Annotated in this window: 14 protein-coding genes and 1 pseudogene; 11 read left to right on the forward strand and 4 right to left on the reverse strand. The window is 68.8% G+C overall.

All coding sequences use genetic code 11. The annotated features are described in order from the left end of the window. Positions 1-92: 92 nt before the first annotated feature. From aptA to BN118_RS14550, 8 genes and pseudogenes are all read left to right on the forward strand, one after another. Positions 93-1,418 (forward strand): omega-aminotransferase AptA, encoded by a 1,326-nt coding sequence (gene aptA / locus BN118_RS14515; protein WP_014905972.1) that lies wholly within the window; start codon positions 93-95, stop codon positions 1,416-1,418. Between the two features lie 31 nt (positions 1,419-1,449). Then, positions 1,450-2,943, forward strand: a complete 1,494-nt coding sequence (locus BN118_RS14520; protein ID WP_014905973.1) for a CoA-acylating methylmalonate-semialdehyde dehydrogenase — start codon at positions 1,450-1,452, stop codon at positions 2,941-2,943. Between the two features lie 287 nt (positions 2,944-3,230). Continuing rightward, on the forward strand, positions 3,231-4,796 hold the full coding sequence (locus BN118_RS14525) for an ABC transporter substrate-binding protein (protein ID WP_010931332.1): 1,566 nt from the start codon (positions 3,231-3,233) through the stop codon (positions 4,794-4,796). Positions 4,797-4,841: 45 nt separating this feature from the next. After that, positions 4,842-5,783: an ABC transporter permease gene (locus tag BN118_RS14530; RefSeq protein ID WP_014905974.1), complete on the forward strand. Its 942-nt coding sequence runs from the start codon at positions 4,842-4,844 to the stop codon at positions 5,781-5,783. Between the two features lie 2 nt (positions 5,784-5,785). Beyond that, a complete protein-coding gene (locus BN118_RS14535; protein WP_010931334.1) occupies positions 5,786-6,673 on the forward strand; it encodes an ABC transporter permease in 888 nt (295 codons plus the stop codon). Between the two features lie 3 nt (positions 6,674-6,676). After that, a pseudogene (locus BN118_RS14540) lies at positions 6,677-8,217 on the forward strand (dipeptide ABC transporter ATP-binding protein). A gap of 43 nt (positions 8,218-8,260) precedes the next feature. Beyond that, complete coding sequence (locus BN118_RS14545) at positions 8,261-9,736, forward strand: M81 family metallopeptidase (RefSeq protein WP_010931335.1); 1,476 nt, start codon at positions 8,261-8,263, stop codon at positions 9,734-9,736. A gap of 98 nt (positions 9,737-9,834) precedes the next feature. After that, the gene (locus BN118_RS14550; protein WP_005012067.1) at positions 9,835-10,785 is read left to right on the forward strand and encodes an IS481-like element IS481 family transposase; all 951 of its coding nucleotides are present in this window, start codon (positions 9,835-9,837) and stop codon (positions 10,783-10,785) included. Here BN118_RS14550 and BN118_RS14555 read toward each other — a convergent pair. Next, complete coding sequence (locus tag BN118_RS14555; protein ID WP_010931231.1) at positions 10,782-13,241, reverse strand: bifunctional acetate--CoA ligase family protein/GNAT family N-acetyltransferase; 2,460 nt, start codon at positions 13,239-13,241, stop codon at positions 10,782-10,784. The genes BN118_RS14550 and BN118_RS14555 overlap by 4 nt on opposite strands. Before the next feature lie 96 nt (positions 13,242-13,337). Between BN118_RS14555 and gltX the strand changes: the two genes are divergently transcribed. Beyond that, positions 13,338-14,783 (forward strand): glutamate--tRNA ligase, encoded by a 1,446-nt coding sequence (gltX, locus tag BN118_RS14560; protein ID WP_003814917.1) that lies wholly within the window; start codon positions 13,338-13,340, stop codon positions 14,781-14,783. Positions 14,784-14,786: 3 nt separating this feature from the next. Here gltX and BN118_RS14565 read toward each other — a convergent pair whose 3' ends face one another. From BN118_RS14565 to BN118_RS14575, 3 genes are all read right to left on the reverse strand, one after another. After that, on the reverse strand, positions 14,787-15,974 hold the full coding sequence (locus BN118_RS14565) for an MFS transporter (protein WP_010931233.1): 1,188 nt from the start codon (positions 15,972-15,974) through the stop codon (positions 14,787-14,789). A gap of 68 nt (positions 15,975-16,042) precedes the next feature. Next, positions 16,043-16,552: a lipoprotein gene (locus BN118_RS14570; RefSeq protein ID WP_023998238.1), complete on the reverse strand. Its 510-nt coding sequence runs from the start codon at positions 16,550-16,552 to the stop codon at positions 16,043-16,045. 201 nt (positions 16,553-16,753) lie between these two features. Beyond that, positions 16,754-17,206 carry an Lrp/AsnC family transcriptional regulator gene (locus tag BN118_RS14575; protein ID WP_003814925.1) on the reverse strand — a complete coding sequence of 151 codons (453 nt, stop codon included), beginning with the start codon at positions 17,204-17,206 and terminating at the stop codon, positions 16,754-16,756. Between the two features lie 128 nt (positions 17,207-17,334). Here BN118_RS14575 and BN118_RS14580 point away from each other — a divergent pair, with 128 nt between their 5' ends. Both BN118_RS14580 and BN118_RS14585 read left to right on the forward strand, forming a co-directional pair. Next, positions 17,335-20,841, forward strand: coding sequence for an indolepyruvate ferredoxin oxidoreductase family protein (locus tag BN118_RS14580; RefSeq protein WP_014905978.1), 3,507 nt, complete (start codon positions 17,335-17,337; stop codon positions 20,839-20,841). Between the two features lie 305 nt (positions 20,842-21,146). After that, complete coding sequence (locus tag BN118_RS14585; protein ID WP_010931235.1) at positions 21,147-24,074, forward strand: ribonucleoside-diphosphate reductase subunit alpha; 2,928 nt, start codon at positions 21,147-21,149, stop codon at positions 24,072-24,074. The last annotated feature ends 12 nt before the right edge of the window (positions 24,075-24,086 follow it).

Here is a 24,086-nt window from a genome sequence, read left to right on the forward strand (position 1 = left end):
TGATGGGCGGGCCAGAATCGATCTCGTCCCCTGCCCGGCCACCGCACGCGCGGTCGGCGCACACCGCAGGCGTTACCTCTGGAGCGACCCTCATGAATGCCCCCGCCAGCCCGCCCGACCTGTCGCATCTCTGGATGCCGTTTACCGCCAACCGGCAGTTCAAGTCCCAGCCGCGCCTGCTGGCCCGTGCCGAGGGCATGTACTACACCTCGACCGATGGCCGCCAGATCCTCGACGGCACGGCCGGCCTGTGGTGCGTGAACGCCGGCCACTGCCGCCCGGAGATCGTGCAGGCCATCGCCAGCCAGGCCGGCGAGATGGATTACGCGCCGGGCTTCCAGCTGGGCCACCCGCTTGCGTTCGAGGCGGCCACCGCGGTGGCCTCGTTCATGCCGGCCGGCATCGACCGCGTGTTCTTCACCAACTCCGGTTCCGAATCGGTCGACACCGCGCTGAAGATTGCGCTGGCCTACCACCGGGCGCGCGGCGACGCGCAGCGCACCCGCCTGGTCGGGCGCGAACGCGGCTACCACGGCGTGGGCTTCGGCGGCATTTCGGTGGGCGGCATATCGGCCAACCTCAAGACGTTCTCGGGCGCGCTGCTGCCCGCGGTGGACCACCTGCCCCATACGCACAGCCTCGAGCACAATGCGTTCTCCAAGGGCCAGCCGGCCTGGGGCGAGCACCTGGCCGACGAGCTGGAACGCATCGTGGCGCTGCACGACGCGTCGACCATCGCCGCGGTGATCGTCGAGCCCATGGCCGGCTCGACCGGCGTGCTGGTGCCGCCCAAGGGCTACCTGCAGCGCCTGCGCGAAATCACCGCGCGGCACGGCATCCTGTTGATCTTCGATGAAGTGATCACCGCCTATGGCCGGCTGGGCTCGCCCACCGCGGCCGAGCACTTCGGCGTCACGCCCGACATCATCACCATGGCCAAGGGCGTGAGCAACGCCGCCGTGCCGGCCGGCGCCGTGGCGGTCAAGCGCGAAGTCCACGACGCCATCGTCAACGGCGTGCAGGGCGGCATCGAGTTCTTCCACGGCTACACCTATTCGGCCCACCCGCTGGCGGCGGCCGCCATCCTGGCCACGCTGGGCATCTACCGGCGCGACGACCTGTTCGGCCGCGCCCGCGACCTGTCGCCCGCTTTCGAGAAAGCGGCGCATGCCCTGCAAGGCGCGCCGCACGTCATCGACGTGCGCAACATCGGCCTGGTGGCCGGCATCGAGCTGGCCTCGCGCCCCGACGCGCCGGGCGCGCGCGCCGCCGAAGCCTTCCGCAAATGCTTCGACAGCGGGCTGATGGTGCGCTATACCGGCGACATCCTGGCCGTCTCGCCGCCGCTGATCATCGACGAGGCGCAGATCGGCGAGCTCTTCGAGGGCATCGGCAAGGTGCTTAAGGAAATCGCCTGACCCGGCACCCGCCACGCAACAGACCATACCCATGAAGACCATTCCGCATTTCATCAACGGCCAGCCGTACGAAGGCCGCAACGGCCGCTACACGCAAGGCTTCAACCCCGCCACCGGCGAGGTCTCCAGCTCGATTCCGCTGGCTTCGGCGCAGGACGTCGACACCGACGTGGCGGCCGCCGCGGCGGCGTTTCCGGCCTGGTCGGAAACGCCGCCGCTCAAGCGCGCGCGCATTCTGTTCAAGTTCAAGGCCCTGCTGGACGAGCACCAGGACGAGCTGGCCGCGCTGATCACCGCCGAGCATGGCAAGGTGTTCTCCGACGCCAAGGGCGAGGTGACGCGCGGCATCGAGGTGGTGGAGTTCGCCTGCGGCATCCCGCACCTGCTCAAGGGCCAGTACACCGACCAGATCGGCGGCGGCATCGACAACTGGAGCATGCGCCAGCCGCTGGGTGTGGTGGCGGGCATCACCCCGTTCAACTTTCCCATGATGGTGCCGTGCTGGATGTTCCCGGTGGCGCTGGCCTGCGGCAACACCTTCGTGCTCAAGCCGTCCGAGCGCGACCCCTCGGCCGCGCTGCGCCTGGCCGAGCTGCTCAAGGAGGCTGGCCTGCCCGACGGCGTGTTCAACGTGGTGCAGGGCGACAAGCAGGCGGTGGACGCGCTGATCGCGCATCCGCAGGTCGAGGCGCTGTCGTTCGTCGGCTCCACGCCGATCGCCGAATACATCTACGCCGAGGGCACGCGCCGCGGCAAGCGCGTGCAGGCCCTGGGCGGCGCCAAGAACCACATGGTGGTCATGCCGGACGCCGACCTGGACCAGGTCACCGACGCCCTGATGGGCGCGGCCTATGGCTCGGCGGGCGAGCGCTGCATGGCGATCTCGGTCGCGGTGGCGGTGGGCGAGGTGGCCGACGAGGTGGTGGCCCGCCTGGCGCCGCGCGTGCGCGCCCTGGTGGTCAAGGACGGCATGCAGGCCGACGCCGAGATGGGGCCGCTGGTGACCGCGCAGCACCGCGCCAAGGTTACCGGCTACATCGAGGACGGCCAGGCCTGCGGGGCCACGCTGGTGGTCGACGGGCGCGGCCTGCAGGTGCCCGGCAACGAGGGCGGGTTCTTCCTGGGCGGCACGCTGTTCGACCACGTCACGCCCGCCATGAACATCTATCGCGAGGAGATCTTCGGCCCGGTGCTGTGCATCGTGCGCGTGCCGGACTTCGCCGCCGCGGTGGAACTGATCAACGCCCATGAATTCGGCAACGGCGTGTCCTGCTTCACGTCCGACGGCGGCGTCGCGCGCGCCTTCGCGCGCCAGATCAAGGTGGGCATGGTCGGCATCAACGTGCCCATTCCGGTGCCGATGGCATGGCACTCGTTCGGCGGCTGGAAGCGCTCGCTGTTCGGCGACCACCATGCCTACGGCGAGGAAGGCGTGCGCTTCTATTCGCGCTACAAGAGCGTGATGCAGCGCTGGCCCGACAGCATCGGCAAGGGCGCCGAGTTCACCATGCCCGTGGCCAAGTAGGCGCGCCGCGGCCCGGGCCCTCGAACGGGCATGCGGGTATTCCCGAGGCCGGGCCCGCCGGCGGGCCGGCCTCGCCGCCATGCGCCGCCCCTCCCCCCGGCGCGCGCGGACGCAAGAAAACAACCATGGACAGGCCCGCCACCGGGCATCAGAATGGGGCCTTGTGGACCCGCGTCCGACGCCGGCCCACGGTCACAGCTTGATCCTCGCGCGCCCCCGGCGGCGCGTTTCCGACGACAACGGCGGCGCCCTGGCGCCGCCGGCTTCACTCAGAAAGGGGAACATCCATGCTGAAGTCCGTCCGCATCGCCGCGCTGGCCGGCGCCATGCTCCTGGCAGCCCAGGGCGCCGGCGCCGAAACCGTCATCAAGGCGGTCATGCACTCGCCCCTGCGGCTGACCGACCCCCACGCCACCACGGCATACATCACGACGTGGCACGGCTACATGATCTACGACACGCTGCTGGCCACCGACGCCGACAACAAGATCCAGCCCCAGATGCTCGAAAAGTGGGAAGTCTCGCCCGACGGCAAGACCTACACCATGACGCTGCGCCCCGGCCAGAAGTGGCACGACGGCAAGCCCGTGACCGCCGAGGACTGCGTCGCGTCGATCAAGCGCTGGGCGGGCGGCGACGGCATGGGCCGCACGCTGATGAAGTTCACCGACAGGATCGAGGCCGTCGACGACCAGACCTTGCGCATCGTCATGAAAGAGCCCACGGACCTCGCCTTGCGCGCGCTGTCCAAGCCCACGGGCACGGCCGCCTTCATGATGCCCAAGCGCATCGCCGACATTCCCATCGGCCAGCCCATTACCGACATGACCGGGTCGGGCCCGTTCAAGGTGGCCGAGTTCAAGCCCGGGGTGAAGACCGTATACGTCAAGAACGCCGACTACGTGCCGCGCCAGGAGCCGGCCAGCGGCCTGGCCGGCGGCAAGGCGGTCCACATCGACCGGGTCGAGTGGAACGTCATGCCCGACGCCCTGACCACGGCCAACGCCCTGCTGGGCGGCAAGATCGACTTCGTCGAGCAGTTCCCGTACGACCTGCTGCCCATGGTGGAAGGCAATCCGGAACTGAAGGAGGAAGCGCTCAGTCCGGTGGGCTACTTCACCATGTACCGGTTCAACTTCAAGTACCCGCCCTTCGACAACAAGAAGATCCGCCAGGCCGCCATGTACGCCATCGGCCAGGAAGACGTGATGAAGGCGCTGGTGGGCAACCCGAAGTACTGGCAGACCTGCGCCTCGCTGTGGGGCTGCGGCACGCCGTTCGAGACCGACATCGGCAAGGACATGGTGGTACCCTCCAACATCGAGAAGGCGCGCGCCCTGCTCAAGGAGGCCGGCTACGACAACACGCCCATCCTGGTGATGCACGCCACCGACGTCGGCACGCTCAGCGCCCAGCCCGTGGTGATGGCGCAGGCGCTGCGCAAGGCGGGCTTCAACGTCAACCTGGCGGCGATGGACTGGCAAAGCGTGGCCACGCGGCGCGCCTCCAAGGCCGCGCCGGCGCAAGGCGGCTGGAACATCCACAACACCAACTGGTACGCCACCGACATCATGGACCCGGTGCGCTCGGCCCCGGCGGCGGCCAATGGCGACAACGCCTGGTTCGGCTGGCCCGACATTCCGGAAATCGAGGCGCTGCGCACCCGGTTCGCCCTAAGCTCCGACCCCGCCGAGCAGAAGAAGCTGGCCGAGGAGGCGCAACGCATCGGCATCGACGAGGGCCTGTACGTGCCGCTGGGCCAGATGTCCGTGCCCACCGTCTACACCACCAAGCTGAGCGGCCTGGTGCACGCGCCGGTGTTCGCCTTCTGGAACGTCAAGAAGGCGCCTTGAAGCCCAGGGCGGGCCTGGCCCGCCCGCGCAACCCGAGGGAGTTCCATGCTGGCATTCATCGCGCGCCGGCTGTTGGCCACCATACCGGTCCTGATCATGGTGGCGGTCGTGGTCTTCGCGATCCTGCGCGCAAGCCCCGGCGATCCGGCCATCATCATGGCCGGCGACGCCGCCACGCCCGAACGCATTGCCCAGATCCGCCAGGTCATGGGACTGGACCAGCCGCTGGTCAAGCAATTCTTCATCTGGACCGGCAGGCTGGTGCGCGGCGACATGGGCACTTCGCTGATGTCCGGCGTGCCGGTCACCCAGTTGATCGGCCAGCGCCTGGAGCCCTCGCTCAGCCTGGCGGTGATCACGCTGGTGTTCACCCTGGCGGTCGCCATTCCATTGGGCATCCTGGCGGCGTGGCGGCGCGGCCGCCTGCTCGACCGCGCCGTGATGGGCTTTTCGGTGCTGGGGTTCTCGGTGCCGGTGTTCGTGACCAGCTACGTGCTGATCTGGGCCTTCGCCATCAAGCTGGGCTGGTTCAACGTGCAGGGCTACACGCCGCTGGCGCAGGGATTCTGGCCTTACCTGCACCGCCTCGTCCTGCCCTCGCTGGCGCTGTCCACCGTGTATGTGGCGCTGATCGCCCGCATCACCCGCACCAGCATCATCGAAGTCATGGGCGAGGATTTCATCCGCACCGCGCGCGCCAAGGGGCTGGGCGAAACCGGCGTGCTGCTGGGCCACGCCCTGCGCAATGCCGCGGTGCCCATCGCCACGGTGATCGGGGTGGGCGTGGCGCTGCTGATCAGCGGCGTGGTGGTGACGGAGTCGGTGTTCAACATTCCCGGCCTGGGCCGCCTGGTCGTCGAGGCCGTGATGGCGCGCGACTACCCCGTGATCCAGGGGCTGACGCTGTTCTTCGCGTTCGTCTACGTGTTCATCAATCTGGTGGTCGACTGCGCCTATACGGTGTTCGACCCGCGCATCAGGTATTGACGATGCCCACGCATAGCGATGCCGTCGCCGACGGCGCCCTGCCCGAGAACGGACCGCCCCAGGCAGGCGCGTGGCGGCGCGTGCGCCGCGAATTCTCCGGCGCGCCCGTGCTGGCCGCGCTGGCGGTGCTGGCCCTGGTGGTCGGCGCGGCCCTGCTGGCGCCGTGGCTGGGCACCGTGGACCCGACCGCCATCGATCCGGGCGCGCGCCTGAAGCCGCCTTTCGGCGACTACCTGTTCGGCACCGATGCGTTCGGGCGCGACATCTGGTCGCGCGTGGTGTATGGCGCGCGCGTATCGCTGGTGGCCGGCCTGGGCGCGGCGCTGGTCAGCGTGACGCTGGGCCTGGTGATAGGCGTCATCGCCGGCTGGTTCCGCACGCTCGACGGCCTGATCATACGCACCATGGACGCCGTCATGGCCATCCCCGGCATCCTGCTGGCCATCGCCCTGGTGTCGGTGACCGGCGCCAGCCTGGCCACGGTGCTGGTGGCCATCACCATCCCGGAGATTCCCCGCGTGGTGCGGCTGGTGCGCGGCCAGATCCTCAGCGTGCGCGGCGAACCCTATGTCGAAGCCGCGCTGGCGCTGGGCACGCCGCTGCCCCTGCTGCTGTGGCGCCACCTGGTGCCCAGCACGGTGGCGCCGCTGACCGTGCAAGGCACCTATGTGTTCGCCTCGGCCATGCTGACCGAGGCCATACTCAGCTTCCTAGGCGCCGGCATCCCGCCCGAGATCGCCTCGTGGGGCAACATCATGTCCGAGGGCCGCATGTACTTCCGCATGCTGCCGGGCCTGATCCTGTTTCCCGGCCTGTTCCTGTCGCTGACCGTGCTCAGCGTCAATATCCTGGGCGACGCGCTGGACCCGAAAATGACGCGGAGGACCTGAGCGATGCCCTACGCCCCCTACCCTCCGGCCGGCGACACCAGCGCCGCGGTGCTGGCGATCCGCAACCTGTCGGTGAGCGTCTGCGGCGCCGGCAACCGCGTGGTCCGCAACTTCAGCCTGGACGTGCACGCCGGCGAGACGGTCTGCGTGGTGGGCGAATCCGGGTCGGGCAAGTCGGTCACGTCGCTGGCGGTCATGGGATTGCTGCCCGAGGGCATCCTGGAGGTTTCCGGCGGCTCGGCCCGCGTGCTGGGCGAGGACATCGTCACGGCCAGCGCGCGGCGGCGGCGCGAACTGCGCGCCACGCGCATGGCCATGGTGTTCCAGGAGCCCATGACCGCGCTCAACCCGGTGCACCGGGTGGGCAGCCAGGTCGACGAAGTGCTGCGCCTGCACCGCCGCATGCCGCGCGCGCAACGGCGCGCCAAGGTGCTCGAGATGTTCCGCTCGGTGCACCTGCCCGACGTGGAGCGCATCTACGACGCGTATCCGCACCAGCTCTCGGGCGGCCAGCGCCAGCGCATCGTCATCGCCATGGCGCTGATCCTCGAACCCAAGCTGCTGATCGCCGACGAACCCACCACGGCGCTGGATGTCACCACGCAGAAGCAGATCCTGGCGCTGATCCGCGAACTGCAGGACAGGCACCAGACCGCCGTGCTCTTCATCACGCACGACTTCGGCGTGGTAGCCGAGATCGCCGACCGTATCGTCGTCATGAACCGCGGCGACCTCACCGAGACCGGCACGCGCGACGAGATCCTGGCGCGGCCGAGCCAGAACTACACCCGCCGCCTGGTGTCGTCGGTGCCCAGCCTGGTGCCGACGCAACGCGAGGCGCCGGGCGGCGAACCGGTGCTGCGCATCACCGGGCTGGGCCGCACCTACGCCGAGCGGCGCTCGCTCTTCGGCGCGACGCGCACGGTGGTGGCCGCCAGCGAGGTGGACCTGACCCTGCGGCGCGGCGAGATCCTCGGCATCGTCGGCGAATCGGGTTCGGGCAAGTCCACGGTGGCGCGCTGCATCGTGCGCCTGATCGAGCCCAGCGCCGGCCGCATGCTGCTGGGCGAGACCGACATCGCGCGCCTGAGCGGCGCGGGCCTGCGCCCGCTGCGGCGCAAGGTGCAGATCGTGTTCCAGGACCCCTACCGCTCGCTCAACCCGCGCCGCGCGGTGGGCGAGTCCATCATCGAGGGCCTGCTCAACTTCGGCATGCCGCGCGCGCCCTGGTCATGGACCCCGAAGTGCTGGTGGCCGACGAAGCCGTTTCGGCGCTGGATGTATCGGTGCAGGCGCAAGTGCTGGAGCTGATCGAGCAGGTGCGCGAACGTACCGGCGTGAGCGTGCTGTTCATCACGCATGACCTGCGCGTGGCGGCGCAGGTATGCGACACCATCGCGGTCATGCAGCATGGCAAGGTAGTGGAGACCGGCGCGGCGCAGACGGTGCTGACCCGGCCCGGCCATGCGTATACCCGCGCCCTGATCGACGCCGCGCCGGGCCGCGGCTGGGACTTCCGCAATTTCCGCCCGCTGGCCGCCTGACCGGGGCGCGCCGCCAGGAATTGCGCACGACAAGGAGCACACCATGCGTTGGCTGTTGGCGATGATCAAGCACGAGACCAATACGTTCTCGCCCGTTCCCACCCCGCTGGAGCGGTTTTTCCGCGGCAGCCCCGAGATCCTGGCCGGCGAGCGCGCCATACGCGCCTACGAGAACACCGACAGCGGCCTGGGCGGCTATATCGAGGTGGCGCGCCGCGAAGGCGCCGAGATCGTCGTGCCGGTGGCGGCGGAGTCCTGGCCCAGCGCGCCGACCGACCGCGCCACGTACGAGCGCCTGTGCGGCCTGGTGCTGGACGAGGCGCGCCGCGGCGGCTTCGACGTCATCCTGCTGGACCTGCACGGCGCCATGGTGGCCGAAGGCGTGGAAGACGCCGAAGGCGATCTGCTGCGCCGCCTGCGCGATATCGCCCCGGCCATCCCGGTGGGCGTGACGCTGGACATGCACGCCAACATCTACGACGACATCGTGCGCCACGCCACCGTCATCTCGGGCTTTCACACCTATCCGCACGTCGATATCCGCGCCGCCGGGCTGCGCGCGGCCAACGCCATCGCCCGCACGCTGCGCGGCGAGATCAAGCCCGTCATGAGCTGGGCCAACAAGCCGATGCTGCCGCACATCATGCGCCAGGGCACGCATGCCGAACCCAACAAATCGCTGCAGGCGCGCTGCAAGGCGCTGGAGTCCGAAGGCGTGATCGCCGCCTCGGTGTTCGTCGGCTTTCCGCATGCCGACATCCGCGAGGCGGGGCTGAGCGCGGTGGTGTGCACCGATGCCAACCTGGCGCAGGCCGAGCAGTACCGCGACGAGCTGCTCGAGACCGCCTGGCGCGGACGCGCCGACTGGGTGTTCCACGCCGAGCCGCTGGCGCCCACCATCGCGCGCGCCAAGGCCATCGAGAACGGACCGGTGGTGCTGCTCGACCACTACGACAATACCGGTTCGGGCGGCACCATGGACACCACCGCGGTGCTGGCCGAGATCCTGGACCAGGGCCTGGAGAACGTGGCGTTCTACGCCATCTGCGACCCGCAGGCCGCGCAGCAGGCCGCGGCGGCCGGCGTGGGCGCCACCGTGACCTTGCCCCTGGGCGGCAAGGTGGCGATGCCGGCGCTGCGCCAGGCCAGCCCGCTCCTGCACCTGACCGCCCGGGTCAAGCTGCTGTTCGACGGCGTATACCTGAACCGCGGCCCCATGTACCGCGGCGTGCGCAACGACACGGGCCTGACCGTCGTGCTCGACACCGGCAAGGTCGAGATCGTGGTGGTGTCGCGCCACCAGGAGCCTTTCGACATCAATTGCCTGCTGTCGGCCGGCATCGACCCGCTGCAAAAGCGCTACGTGGCGTTGAAGTCACGCGTGCATTGGCGCGCCGGCTTTGCCGATATGGCCGCCCATGTCATCGAATGCACCGGTGTGGGCGTGACCACTTCCGACTATGGCCAGGTCGAGTTTCGGCATGTGCGCCGGCCTGTCTATCCGCTCGACGCCATCTAGGTGTGAAGATTCAATAGGTTGTATGCATGGTTCATCCGAACCGGATTTGAGAAACTGGAAATCGCCGATCCCCCAGTTCACTCAAGGAGCCCGGCCGGATGAACACCCATAAGCATGCCCGATTGACCTTCCTACGTCGACTCGAAATGGTCCAGCAATTGATCGCCCATCAAGTTTGTGTGCCTGAAGCGGCCCGCGCCTATGGGGTCACCGCGCCGACTGTGCGCAAATGGCTGGGCCGCTTCCTGGCTCAGGGCCAGGCGGGCTTGGCCGATGCGTCCTCGCGCCCGACGGTCTCGCCCCGAGCGATTGCGCCGGCCAAGGCGCTGGCTATCGTGGAGCTGCGCCGCAAGCGGCTGACCCAAGCGCGCATCGCCCAGGCGCTGGGCGTGTCAGCCAGCACCGTCAGCCGCGTCCTGGCCCGCGCCGGTCTGTCGCACCTGGCCGACCTGGAGCCGGCCGAGCCGGTGGTGCGCTACGAGCATCAGGCCCCCGGCGATCTGCTGCACATCGACATCAAGAAGCTGGGACGTATCCAGCGCCCTGGCCACCGGGTCACGGGCAACCGACGCGATACCGTTGAGGGGGCCGGCTGGGACTTCGTCTTCGTGGCCATCGATGACCACGCCCGCGTGGCCTTCACCGACATCCACCCCGACGAGCGCTTCCCCAGCGCCGTCCAGTTCCTCAAGGACGCAGTGGCCTACTACCAGCGCCTGGGCGTGACCATCCAGCGCTTGCTCACCGACAATGGCTCGGCCTTTCGCAGCCGCGCCTTCGCCGCGCTGTGCCATGAGCTGGGCATCAAGCACCGCTTTACCCGACCTTACCGCCCACAGACCAATGGCAAGGCCGAACGCTTCATCCAGTCGGCCTTGCGTGAGTGGGCTTACGCTCACACCTACCAGAACTCCCAACACCGAGCCGATGCCATGAAATCCTGGCTACACCACTACAACTGGCATCGACCCCACCAAGGCATCGGGCGCGCTGTACCCATCTCCAGACTCAACCTGGACGAATACAACCTATTGACAGTTCACAGCTAGGCCGGCGCGTCCGGCTCGCGCAGCTGCAGCCAGACGCGCCGCATGGTCGGATCCTCGGGGTCGGCGTCGTTGGTAAAGCCCAGCCGCGTCATCAGTGTCAGCATCGGCCGGTTGGTCGACAGCACCAGCCCGTCTATGTATTCCAGCCCCTGCTCGCGCGCCGCGTCGATGAGCGCGCTCATCAGCTGGCCGCCCAGCTTGCGGCGCTGCCAGTCGTCGCCGATGACCAGCGCGTACTCGGCGCCGCGCCCGTCCGGGTTGCGCAGGTAGTGCGCGAAGCCGATGATGACTTCGCGCGGGTGGCCCCGGTTGGCCGGATTGGGCACCTGCGTGGCGGCCACCAGGGCCAGTTCGCGGTGATAGTCCACCTGGGTATAGCGCGCCACCATGCGCGGCGTCAGCTCGCGCATCATCGAGACGAAGCGCATGTAGCGCGAGCGCTCGGACAGCCCGCGGATGAACTCCTGCAGCGGCTCGCCGTCCTCGGGCCGGATCGGGCGGATGACCCAGGGCGTGCCATCGTCGAAACGGCGCGCCTGCACCAGGCGCGCCGGATAGGGGTGGATCGCCATGTGGGCGTAGCCGCTGAGCTGCGGCGACACGGTGGCCTCGCGCTCGCACAGCACGATGCGCAAGCCGCCGGCGCGCAGCTGGGTTTCCCCGGCGTACAGGGGATCGATATCCACCGACTCGATATCGGGCAGTTCGGACACCATCTCCGAGACCTGCACCAGCGCGTGCTGCAAGGCCTCGGCGGCGGCGTTGGTGACCTGCGGCGCCAGCACGCGGCGCCACAGCCGGCTGCGCTCTATCATCTGGCGCGCCAGGAAGCCGTTGAGCGGCGGCAGGTCCATGCCCCGGTCGGCGCCCGACAGGACCGCGTCGGGCCCGCCCGCGCCGAAGCGGATGACCGGGCCGAAATGCGGATCGCGCCGCACGCGGATCGCCATCGGGCGCGATTCGGCCTCGATCGGGCGCACGCCCAGCGGGCCTTCGCGCAGCGGCACGTAGAAGGCGTCGAGCAGCGCGCGCGCCTCGATGGGATCCAGCTCGCGCCGCCCTTGCGCGCGCGCTTGCCCCATGATGTCGCGCGCGCCGGCGCTGTCGGGCAGCAGGCCGGGCGGCTCGGGCGGCTGGGTCTGCAGCAGCAATTGCTGGTTGTAGTGATGGGTGGCCAGCACGCCGAATGCGTCGGCGGCCGATTCGGGCGTGCGGAACGCCGAGGTGCCGGCATCGTCGAGCATGCGGCGCAACGGCCGCATGCCCGCGTCGCCCATGAAACAGCTGACCACCGGCTTGCGCGCGCGCGGCGCCAGCTGCGCCAGCTGGCGCGCCACCGCCGGCATGTCGGCCAGCGCGTCGGGCGCAAGCAGCACCAGCACGCCATCCACGCCGGCGTCGTCGAGCAGGCAGTCCAGGATGGCCTGGATGCGCTCGGGCGTAAGCGGCGTATAGGTAATGACCGGATTGGCGGTGGCGGCGTCGGGTTCCAGCATGTCGGCCAGCGTGCGCTGCGTCGCCGGCGACAGCTTCGCCTGCAGCACCGCGGCGTCCGGGCCGATGAGGTCCAGCGCCAGTTGCGGCGGGCCGCTGCCGTTGGAGAACAGCGCCACCCGGCGGCCGCGCGGACGCCGGGTATAGCCCAGCACCTTGACGGCCGAGAACAGCTGCACGAAGTAGCGCACCCGCACCGCCCCGGCGCGCCGCAGCGCGGCATCGAACACGGCATCGGCGCCGTTGGCGTCGGCGCGGCCGGCCTTGAGCACGATGACGGGCTTGACGCTGGCGGCGGCGCGCAGCGCGCTCATGAACTCGCGCGCCGGCCCCACGTCCTCGATATACAGCACGATGCTGTCGGTGCGGGAATCGCTGGCCAGGTAATCGAGCACCTGCGACAGCCCCACGACCGCTTCGTCGCCCAGCGATACCGCGATGGAAAACCCGATGTGCACGTCTTCGGCCCAGTCCATCACCGCCGCCATGATGGAGCGCGACTGCGCCACCAGCGCCACCCGCCCGGCGCGCGCCAGCGACGGATGCTGGCTGAGGTTCAGGCCGGCGTGCGGACGCTGCGCCCCGAACGAGCGCGGCCCGAGCAGTTCGCAGCGGTTTTCGGCCGCCCAGGCGCGGCACAGCGCCTGGGTACCGCGCGGATACGGGTCGGGCAGCTCGTGGGGCAACAGGATCACGGCCCGCGGCGCCAGGGCCGCCAGGCGCCGCAGCGTCTCGGGCAGCACCCCGGGGGCCACGCATACCAGCGCCAGGTCGGGGCGCAGTCCCTCGGCCACCCCGGCACAGGCCGCCGGCAGCTCGGGCGCCGCCCCCGGCGCAGCCTGCACCACCGTGGTACGCGCCCGCAGGGCCGACGGCAGCACCGAGGTCACGGGCAACAGGCGGTCGGCGATGACCACGAGCGAAGCGGGCTCGAACATCGGGGCGAGAACGTGTCGCAGCATCTGATCCCGGGCGCTAATCTAAAATAGCACTCATCGTATCAATACCGCCCGCCAACATCCATGGCCGGCGCATGTTTCGCCACTTCTTTTATGGAGATGGCGCAGTCCGCCGAGCGGCCGCGCCCCTATGCCTTTATGACAGCCAACGCTACGCGTCCCGTGCGCACCCGCTTCGCGCCCTCGCCCACCGGTTTCCTGCACCTGGGCGGCGCCCGCACCGCCCTGTTCTCCTGGGCCTTCGCGCGCCATCACCAGGGCGTATTCGTGCTGCGCATCGAAGACACCGACGTCGAACGCTCCACGCCCGAGGCCGTGCAGGCCATCCTCGACAGCATGGACTGGCTGGGCATGCAGCCCGACGAGGGCCCGTTCTACCAGATGAAGCGCATGGACCGCTACGCCGAGGTGCTGGCCGGCATGCTCGAGGCCGGCACGGCCTACCATTGCTATTGCTCGCCCGAGGAGGTGGACGCCATGCGCGAAGCCGCCCGCGCCAAGGGCCTGAAGCCGCGCTACGACGGCACCTGGCGCCCCGAGCCCGGCAAGACCCTGCCGCCGGTGCCGGCCGACCGCAAGCCCGTGATCCGCTTCCGCAACCCGATCGACGGCGCCACCAGCTGGAACGACATGGTCAAGGGCCCGATCAGCTTCGACAACGGCGAGCTCGACGACCTGATCATCGCGCGCCCGGACGGCACGCCCACCTACAATTTCTGCGTGGTGGTCGACGACTGGGACATGGGCATCACCCATGTGCTGCGCGGCGACGACCACGTCAACAACACGCCGCGCCAGATCAACATCCTGCGCGCGCTGGGCGCCACCCTGCCCGAATACGGCCATGTCCCGATGATTCTCGGGCCGGACGGCGAAAAGCTGTCCAAGCGGCACGGCGCGGTCAATGTCATGGAATACGACGCCCAGGGCTACCTGCCCGAAGCCATGGTCAACTACCTGGCCCGGCTGGGCTGGAGCCACGGCGACGATGAATTGTTCACGCGCGAACAGCTGGTCGAGTGGTTCGACACCCGCCACCTGTCGAAGTCGGCCTCGCAATGGGACCCGAAGAAGCTGAACTGGGTCAACGCCCATTACATCAAGGGCATGGACGACGCCGAGCTGGCCGGCCGCGTGGCGCCGCGCGTCGAACGCCGCGGCGGCAAGCCGCAGGCCGCCGACCTGCCGGCCATCATGGGGCTGCTGAAAGACCGCGCCGAAACCCTGGAGCAACTGGCCGAGGACGCCATGCTGTTCTGCGGCGAATACCAGCCCGCCCCCGCCGAGCTGGCGGCCCAGCACCTGACCGAAACGGCGCGCGCCGCCCTGGCCGATTTCGCCGCCCGCGCACGCGACACCGAATGGAACCGCGCCGCCATCTCCGCCCTGATCAAGGCCGTGCTGGCCGACCGCGGCCTGAAGATGCCGCAACTGGGCATTCCGCTGCGCGTCGCGGTGACGGGCCGGGCCCAGACCCCGGCGGTCGACGCCGTGCTGGAACTGCTGGGCAAGGAAACCGTGCTGGCGCGCCTGCAGGCGCTCTGACGCTTATGCCGCCTGCGCCGTCTGCGCCGCCGCGTGGCGGCGCAGCGCCCAGGCGAATCCGCAACCCAGCAGCGGCAGCAGCAGCGCGGTCATGCCGAACAGCATGGCGGCGCCCGCTGCGTCCACCACCAGGCCGGCCAGGGCCACGCCGGCCGCCTGGCCCATGAACAGGCACGACGCGAACCAGGCCACCGCGGTGCCGCGCGCGGCCGGCACCATCTGCGTCGCGTTGGTCTGCAAGGTGGCGTGCAGCAGGTAGTAGCCGAATCCGGCCAGCACGCCGGCGGGCAGGCTCCACAGCCACTGCGGCCCGAGCCAATAACAGAGGAACGCCGCGCTCAGCACCAGGCCGCCGGCCAGCGCCAGTCCGCGCTCGCCCAGCCGCCTGAGCACATGCCCGGCCACCAGCGTGTAGAGCAGGCCGCCCAGCGCATAGGACGCCACCAGTGCGCCGGCGGCGGTCAGCGAAATGCCGAAGCGCGCGTGCAGGTAGGACGGCGCGAAGGCCAGGGTGCCGAACACCAGCAATCCCTCGAAAAACACCGTGGCCAGCACGACACGCGCCCACGGGGTGCCCAGCACCAGGCGCGCCTGGGCCACGAATCCGGTACGCGCCGCGCCGGCCGCGCCCGTCTGGCCGCTGGCCGCCTGGCGGCGCAACTCACGGTACAGCAGCGTGCCCACCACCAGGTAGATGACCACCAGGACCGCGAACGCCCAGCGCCAGCCCACCGTGTCGGCGAACAGGCCGGCCGCCATGCCCAGGATGGTGCCGGTCAGGAAGCGCGCCAGCGTGGCCTGGCGCCGCTCGTAGGGCACGTTGTCGCCGATCCAGGCCATCGATAGCGGGACCACGCCGGCGCCGGCCGCGCCCGACAGCGCCCGCGCAGCCACCAGCGCGTCCAGCGAACCGGCCAGCACGGCCGCGGCGCTGCCCAGCGCGCACGCGAAGGTGGCGATGCACACCACGCGGTACTTGCCATAACGATCGCCCAGCGGGCCGAAGAACATCTGCAGTACGCCATACGCGATGGCGAACGCGGTCACCGCGTAGGCGGCCTGCCCCGTCGTGGTGGCGAAATCCGCCGCCAGCTGGGGCAGCATGGGGTCGCAGATGCGGAAAGCGGTGGAACTGGCGAAGGCGGCCAGCGCCAGCAGCAGGATGGCTCGACTTTCGGACGACAACGACATGGCGGGTAGCGGCGGCGACGTGGGAAGTCCGCCACCTTACCCGAATGGCGCGCCGCTGGCGACAATCCTCAATAGGGCAGGCGGTAGCCGGGCTGCATGCGGCGGGCCGTGACGGCCTGCCCGTTGCGCTTGAGTTCGCGCAGCGTCAGCTTGCCGCTGTCGACCTTCTCGACGCGGTAGCGGTTCTGGTAGATGGGATCGGACGCATCGACGGGCTCGCCGTTCGATTGCATGGTCTGCATGGTGTAGATGCCATCGGCCACGTGCCAGCAGCCGGTTTCACGCAGGGCCGGCCGGGTCTTGCGGCCAACTTTCAGTTGCGTTTCATAACGCATCGTTCCGTCGGCGGACAGCACCGTCAATGCCTGGAAGTCGCCGGCAAAACCGCGCTGGCGCGATACCGAATACCAGGTTCCCACCATCGGATCGCCGGCCTGGGCCGGCGTGCATGCCACCGCCTCGGGCGCCTCGGGCGTCGCGCGCGGCGCGGTGGCGGCAGACTCCTTGCGGGCGGCACAGCCGCCCAGCATCAGCGCCACGCCCAGGGCGCCGACCAGCGATATAGACACACGACTCATGACTTCCTCGGAACCACGCAAAACAAACACGACAGCGCCGCGTGCCGGACTGCCGACGCGACGACAGCACGCACTCTAAAGAGCGGCGACAGACCAAGCAATGGCGCGCGGGGCCTTGTGCAATTGCGCAACAGTTACACCGTGTCCAGATGCTTCCGACAGTCACCCGAGGGGCCCTGTCCATATGGAGATGCGGCCCGCCTACAGCGGCAGGCGGACCTCGTGCTTGAGTTCGCGCAGCACCACGATGGTGCGGGTCTGGCGGATGCCGGGCAAGTTGAACAGGAAACGGTGCAGGAAGCGGTCGTAGGCCTCCGGGCTCTCGACCAGGATCTTCAACAGGAAATCCGAATCGCCGGTCACGGCATAGCATTCGAGGATTTCCGGCGCATCGCGCACCGAGCGCTCGAACGTTTCCACCGTGCCGGCCGAATGCCGTTCCAGGCTGATCTGCGCGAACATGCAACCCTGCAGGCCCACCTTGCTGCGGTCGACCTGCGCGCTGTAGCCGGTGATGACCTTGTTCGCCTCCAGCGCCTTGACGCGCCGCCAGACCGGCGCGGCCGACAGCCCCACCGTCTCGGACAGCTGTTGCGCCGAGGCCCGCCCGTCCTCCTGCAGCGCCTTCAAAATGCCGATATCGGTCTTGTCCATCGGGTTGCCTCCTGTTTTCGCCGCAAACGAAATATTTGTTTCGCATTATAGGGATTACACGATCCGAAAACGCAATGAATGCCGGGCTCCACGCACCTATCATGGTCGAAAGAACTGGAGCAGACGCCATGGACGGCACCTCCGCGGTCGACCCGCATATCGACCTCGACTATCAACTCGGCGACAACCTCACCCGCACCAGCGGGCGGGTGTTCCTGACCGGCACGCAGGCGCTGGTGCGCATGATGCTGACGCAGCGCCGGCTCGACCGCGACCGCGGCCTGAACACCGCCGGCTTCGTCTCCGGATATCGCGGCTCGCCGCTGGGCGGCGTCGACATGGCCATGTGGAAGGCCGGGCAGGCGCTGGCGGACAACCAGGTCAGCTTCCTGCCCAGCATCAATGAAGACATGGCGGCCACCGCCGTCATGGGTACGCAACAGGCCGGCGTGCGCACCGACCGCAAGGTCGATGGCGTGTTCGCCATGTGGTACGGCAAGGGCCCCGGCGTGGATCGCGCCGGCGACGCGCTGCACCACGGCAACGCGGCGGGCGCCTCGCGCCATGGCGGCGTGCTGGTGGTGGTCGGCGACGACCATACCGCCGTTTCCTCGTCCATCCCGCATGCCAGCGAGGCATCGCTGATCGGCTGGCACATGCCCATCGTGCACCCGGCGTCCATCAACGAATACGAGACCTTCGCGCTATGGGGCTGGGCGCTGTCGCGCTACAGCGGCGCATGGGTCGCGTTCAAGGCGGTGTCGGAAACCGTGGAATGCGGCCAGTCGTTCGTGCTCGAGCCGCCGGCCGCCTACGAGATGCCCGACGACCCGGAACTGCCCGCCGAACAACTGGAATACACCGCGCGCGACTTTCTGTCGCCGGCGGTCGAACTGCGCATGCACCGCCGGCTGCGCGCGGTGCGCGCGTTCGCGCGCCGCCATTCGCTGGACCGGCTGGTCTGCGCGGCCCCGCGCGCCACGCTCGGCATCGTCACGGTGGGCAAGGCGCACCTGGACACCATGGAGGCCCTGCATCGGCTGGGCCTGGACACCGTCGGCGCCCAGGCGCCGGTGCGCATCTACAAGCCCGGCCTGACCTGGCCGCTGGACGGACCGCGCCTGATCGAATTCGCGCAAGGCCTGCGGCACATCCTGGTCATCGAGGAAAAAGGCGCGGTCGTCGAAAGCCAGATCAAGGACCTGCTGTTCAACCTGCCGCAACGCCCCAGCGTGGCCGGCAAGACCGGGCTGGATGGCGCCGAGCTGATTCCGGCCGCCGGGCAATTGCGGCCGTCGCTGCTGGCCGCCCCGCTGGCCGCGTGGCTGCGCCGCGCGGGCCATATGCCGGGCGGCGCCGCGCCCGAAGCGTTCGCGTGTCCGGCGCCGCTTTCCAATGACGCCGACGGCATGCGCCGGCGCCCCTACTTCTGTTCGGGCTGTCCGCACAGCACCTCCACCAAGGTGCCCGAAGGCAGCCAGGCGCTGGCCGGCGTGGGCTGCCATTACATGGCGGCCTGGATGGACCGCGACACCGGCGGCCTGACCCAGATGGGCGGCGAAGGCGCCGACTGGATCGGCCTGTCTCCCTATATAGAGATGCCGCACGTGTTCCAGAACATGGGCGAAGGCACGTATTACCACTCGGGCTACCTGGCGATCCGCCAGGCCGTGGCCGCGCGCGCCAACATCACCTACAAGATCCTGTTCAACGACGCCGTGGCCATGACCGGCGGCCAACCGGTCGACGGGCCGATATCGGTGCCGCAGATCTGCCAGCAGCTGCGCGGCGAGAACGTGGCGCGCATCGTCGTCACCACCGACGAGCCGGAAAAATACCGCGGCGTCGCCCTGGGCGCCGGCATCGAGGTGCACCACCGCCGCGACCTGGACGCGGTGCAGCGCGAGCTGCGCGCCACGCCCGGCGTCACCGTGCTGATCCACGACCAGACCTGCGCGGCCGAGAAGCGCCGGCGCCGCAAGAAGAACCAGTTCCCGGATCCGCCGCGCCGCCTGCTGATCAACAGCGCCGTCTGCGAGGACTGCGGCGATTGCGGCGTGCAGTCGAATTGCCTGTCGGTAGTGCCGCTGGAGACCCCTTACGGCCGTAAGCGCGCCATCGACCAGTCCAGCTGCAACAAGGACTATTCGTGCGTGGAGGGATTCTGCCCCAGCTTCGTCTCGGTCATGGGCGGCAAGCCGCGCAAGAGCGCCGCGCCGGCGGCCGACCACGAGCGCCTGCGCGCCCGCATCGCGCGGCTGCCCGAGCCGCGCCCGGCGCCGCTGGAGGCGCCGTACCGGCTGCTGGTCGCCGGCATGGGCGGCACCGGCGTGATCACCATTGGCGCCATCGTCTCCATGGCCGCGCACCTGCAAGGCCTGTCGGCCGCCGTGCTGGATCTCACCGGCCTGGCGCAAAAAGGCGGCACCGTGGTCAGCCACATCCGCCTGGCGCCGTCCGGCACGGCCACCGGGCCGGTGCGGCTGGACTGGCAGCAGGCCGATGCCGCCATCCTGTGCGACCCGGTGGCTGCCGTCGCGCCCGATTCACTGGGCGCGCTGCGCCGCGACCATACTCGCACCACCGTCAATATCTATGTGGCGCCGGTATCGGACTTCACCCGCAACCCCGACGCGCCGCTGCGCGCCGAAGCCCTGCTGGCGAAGATCCGCCACGCCGCCGGCGAGCACGTCGCAGCCCTGGACGCGCACGCGGCGGCGCAGGCCCTGTTCGGCGACAGCATCCTGTCGAACATGTTCATGCTCGGCCATGCCTGGAAGCGCGGCGACGTGCCGCTCGCGCTGGCCGCGCTGGCGCGCGCCATCGAACTGAACGGCGTGGCGGTGGCGGCCAACCGCGCCGCGTTCGACGCCGGAAGGCTGGCGGCCCACGAGCCGCAATCCATGGCGCAGGCGCTGCGCCCGGCCGCCCAGGTCGTGCAGCTGCACATTCCCGAGTCGTTCGAGCGCGCCGTCGAGCGCCGCGTTGCCGACCTGACCGCCTACCAGAACGCCGCGTACGCGCAGGCTTATCGCGGCCTGGTCGAACAGGTGGCCGCGCGCGAACGCGAGCTGGCGCCGGCGGCCCGCGCGCCACGCCTGGCCATGGCAGTGGCCCGCAGCCTGTTCAAGCTGATGGCCTATAAGGACGAATACGAAGTGGCGCGCCTCTACACCGACGACGCCTTCCGCGCCCAGCTCGACAGCCAGTTCGAGGGCGACTACAGCCTGCGCTTCCACCTGGCTCCGCCGCTGCTGGCCCGCAAGGACCCGCGCACCGGCGCGCCGCGCAAGATCACGCTGGGCCCCCGCACCCTCACCCTGATGAAAGCCCTGGCGCGCCTGAAGGGACTGCGCGGCACCTGGTTCGACCCGTTCGGCCACACCGCCGAGCGGCGCATGGAACGCGCGCTGGTGGCCGAGTACCGCGCCACGGTCGTCCAGCTGCTGGCCGGGCTGAGCGTCGACAGGCTGGCGCAAGCGGCTACAATCGCCGCCCTTGCCGAAACCGTGCGCGGCTATGGCCACGTCAAGCAGGCCAGCGTGCGGAAGTATCGCGACGAACTGGAGCGGCAGTTGCGGCGCTACCAGGAACCGACCGGCTCGCCGGACGTTTCCCTGCGCCAGACCGCATAGACGCTCATTCAGAGCGATCACTTCGGCGGGCGCGCCTTGCAGGGCGCGCCCGCCGCATTTGGTAACAACTAAATTTGAACTTGTATCGCTCAGTGTCTTGTCCCGGACCCGGACGCTCACTAGAATTAGTGCCATACGAGGGGGTGGTACACTACATCTTGTGGTCGCTAAACACGCTGGACCCACCGGCCACGCACCCCGGACCATTCGTCCACGCGTAGCGATTCCCCTCACACCGAATACTTTTGCACCCGGCCAGGCGGCCCGCCTGGCCTTCCTCTACGCTTTTTCGCACAGGAACTTCCATGCAGACTACGATCGCCTCTGTGACCCGGCCCACGGCCGTGCCGCCCGCCCAATCCGAGACGTCCACCGATCCCAACAGCGGCCAATGGGCCAGCTACAACATCATCCGCCGCAATGGCTCGGTGGTGGGGTTCGAACCCAGCAAGATCGCCATCGCCATGACCAAGGCGTTCCTGGCCGTCAACGGCGGCCAGGGCGCGGCGTCGGCGCGCGTGCGCGAGCTGGTCGAACAGCTGACCGCGCAGGCGGTCAGCGCGCTGGTGCGCAACCGCCCCGCCGGCGGCACCTTCCATATCGAAGACGTGCAGGACCAGGTTGAACTGGCCCTGATGCGCTCGGGCGAGCACGACGTGGCCCGCGCCTACGTGCTGTACCGCGAGCGCCGCGCCCAGGAGCGCGCCGCCGCCGCCGAAGTGCTCGAGAAGAGCTCGCCGGCCGCCGCCCAGGAACCGACCCTCAGCGTGGTCGACAACGGCGTGCGCCGTCCGCTCGACCTGGCTGCGCTGCGCGCCACCATCGAAGCCGCCGGCGAAGGCCTGACGCAATACACGGACACCGAAGCCATCCTGAAGGAAACGGTCAAGAACCTCTACGACGGCGTTCCGGTCGACGAAGTGTTCAAGTCCGCCATCCTGGCCGCGCGCGCGCTGGTCGAAAAGGATCCGGCCTACAGCCAGGTCACCGCCCGCCTGCTGCTGCACACGATCCGCAAGGAAGTGCTGGGCGAGGAAGTGTCGCAGGCCGACATGGCTACCCGCTACGCGGAATACTTCCCTGCCTTCATCCAGCGCGGCATCGAAGGCGGCCTGCTCGACGCCAAGCTGGCCGAATACGACCTGGAGCGCGTGGCCAAGGCGCTGGACGGCCGCCGCGACCTGCAATTCGGCTACCTGGGCCTGCAGACCCTGTACGACCGCTACTTCCTGCACGTGCGCGGCACGCGCATCGAGCTGCCGCAGGTGTTCTTCATGCGCGTGGCCATGGGCCTGGCGCTGCGCGAAGCCGACCGCGAAGCGCGCGCCATCGAGTTCTATGAAATCCTGTCGTCGTTCGACTTCATGAGCTCGACCCCGACGCTGTTCAACTCCGGCACCCTGCACTCGCAGCTGTCGTCGTGCTACCTGACCACGGTGTCGGACGACCTCGAAGGCATCTACGACGCCATCAAGGAAAACGCCCTGCTGGCCAAGTACGCCGGCGGCCTGGGCAACGACTGGACGCCCGTGCGCGCGCTGCGCAGCCACATCAAGGGCACCAACGGCGAAAGCCAGGGCGTGGTGCCGTTCCTCAAGGTGGTCAACGACACCGCCGTCGCGGTCAACCAGGGCGGCAAGCGCAAGGGCGCGGTGTGCACCTACCTGGAAACGTGGCACCTGGACATCGAGGAGTTCCTCGAACTGCGCAAGAACACCGGCGACGAGCGCCGCCGCACCCACGACATGAACACGGCGAACTGGATTCCCGACCTGTTCATGAAGCGCGTGATGGAAAACGGCGAATGGACGCTGTTCTCGCCCTCCGACTGCCCCGACCTGCACGACAAGTACGGCAAGGCCTTCGAACAGGCCTATGCGGGCTACGAAGCCAAGGTCGCCAGCGGCGAACTGAAGCTGTTCAAGAAGATGCCGGCTGTCTCGCTGTGGCGCAAGATGCTGTCGATGCTGTTCGAAACCGGCCATCCGTGGATCACCTTCAAGGATCCGTGCAACATCCGCTCGCCGCAGCAGCACGTGGGCGTGGTGCACAGCTCGAACCTGTGCACCGAGATCACGCTGAACACCAACGCCACCGAAATCGCGGTGTGCAACCTGGGTTCGGTGAACCTGGTGGCGCACATGAAGCCCAACGCCAACGGCGGCTACGAGCTCAACCACGACAAGCTCAAGCGCACCATCGGCGTGGCCATGCGCATGCTCGACAACGTGATCGACATCAACTACTACGCGGTCGACAAGGCGCGCAACTCCAACGAGCGCCATCGCCCGGTGGGCATGGGCATCATGGGCTTCCAGGATTGCCTGCACGTGATGCGCGTGCCGTATGCGTCGCAGGACGCCATCGACTTCGCGGATCGTTCGATGGAAGCGGTGTGCTATCACGCGTATTGGGCGTCGAGCGAACTCGCGCAAGAGCGCGGCCGCTACCAGTCGTACGAAGGTTCGCTGTGGTCGCGCGGCATCCTGCCGCAAGACACGCTTGCGATGCTGCGCGAAGAGCGCGGCGGCAATGTCGACGTCGATGATTCGAGCTCGCTGGACTGGGATACGTTGCGTTCACGCATCAAAGAACACGGCATGCGCAATTCGAACTGCATCGCAATCGCCCCAACTGCGACGATTTCCAATATCATTGGTGCATCTGCGTGCATCGAACCCACTTTCCAGAACTTGTACGTCAAATCGAATCTCTCCGGCGAGTTCACGGTCGTTAACGATTATCTCGTGCGTGACCTGAAGAAACTCGGTCTCTGGGACGAAGTCATGGTCGCCGACCTCAAGTACTTCGACGGCAGCCTGTCCCGTATCGATCGCGTACCTTCCGAACTTCGCAAGCTCTACGCCACCGCGTTCGAAGTCGAACCGAGCTGGCTGGTGGAGTGCGCCTCGCGCCGCCAGAAGTGGATCGATCAGGCCCAATCGCTCAACATCTACATGTCGGGCGCATCGGGCAAGAAGCTGGACGACACCTACAAGCTGGCGTGGCAGCGTGGCCTGAAGACCACTTACTACCTGCGCACCCTCGGCGCCACCAGCGCCGAGAAGTCGACGGGCCGCGGCGGCGAACTGAACGCCGTCAGCGCCGGCGACCACGGCGCGGGCTCGGCCGTATCCGCAGCACCCGTTTTGCCGGAACCCGAAATCGTCGGGGCGGTTTGCACCATGCGGCCGGGAGACCCCGGCTTCGAAGAGTGCGAAGCCTGCCAATAACCGCCACCGGAG

This window comes from Bordetella pertussis 18323 (assembly GCF_000306945.1).
Lineage (GTDB): Bacteria > Pseudomonadota > Gammaproteobacteria > Burkholderiales > Burkholderiaceae_B > Bordetella > Bordetella pertussis.

Bases quoted from the DNA above. Each gene is read 5' to 3' on its own strand.
- aptA (WP_014905972.1), top strand. From the start codon at position 93: ATGAATGCCCCCGCCAGCCCGCCCGACCTGTCGCATCTCTGGATGCCG.
- BN118_RS14520 (WP_014905973.1), top strand. From the start codon at position 1,450: ATGAAGACCATTCCGCATTTCATCAACGGCCAGCCGTACGAAGGCCGC.
- BN118_RS14525 (WP_010931332.1), top strand. From the start codon at position 3,231: ATGCTGAAGTCCGTCCGCATCGCCGCGCTGGCCGGCGCCATGCTCCTG.
- BN118_RS14530 (WP_014905974.1), top strand. From the start codon at position 4,842: ATGCTGGCATTCATCGCGCGCCGGCTGTTGGCCACCATACCGGTCCTG.
- BN118_RS14535 (WP_010931334.1), top strand. From the start codon at position 5,786: ATGCCCACGCATAGCGATGCCGTCGCCGACGGCGCCCTGCCCGAGAAC.
- BN118_RS14545 (WP_010931335.1), top strand. From the start codon at position 8,261: ATGCGTTGGCTGTTGGCGATGATCAAGCACGAGACCAATACGTTCTCG.
- BN118_RS14550 (WP_005012067.1), top strand. From the start codon at position 9,835: ATGAACACCCATAAGCATGCCCGATTGACCTTCCTACGTCGACTCGAA.
- BN118_RS14555 (WP_010931231.1), bottom strand. From the start codon at position 13,241: ATGCTGCGACACGTTCTCGCCCCGATGTTCGAGCCCGCTTCGCTCGTG.
- gltX (WP_003814917.1), top strand. From the start codon at position 13,338: ATGGCGCAGTCCGCCGAGCGGCCGCGCCCCTATGCCTTTATGACAGCC.
- BN118_RS14565 (WP_010931233.1), bottom strand. From the start codon at position 15,974: ATGTCGTTGTCGTCCGAAAGTCGAGCCATCCTGCTGCTGGCGCTGGCC.
- BN118_RS14570 (WP_023998238.1), bottom strand. From the start codon at position 16,552: ATGAGTCGTGTGTCTATATCGCTGGTCGGCGCCCTGGGCGTGGCGCTG.
- BN118_RS14575 (WP_003814925.1), bottom strand. From the start codon at position 17,206: ATGGACAAGACCGATATCGGCATTTTGAAGGCGCTGCAGGAGGACGGG.
- BN118_RS14580 (WP_014905978.1), top strand. From the start codon at position 17,335: ATGGACGGCACCTCCGCGGTCGACCCGCATATCGACCTCGACTATCAA.
- BN118_RS14585 (WP_010931235.1), top strand. From the start codon at position 21,147: ATGCAGACTACGATCGCCTCTGTGACCCGGCCCACGGCCGTGCCGCCC.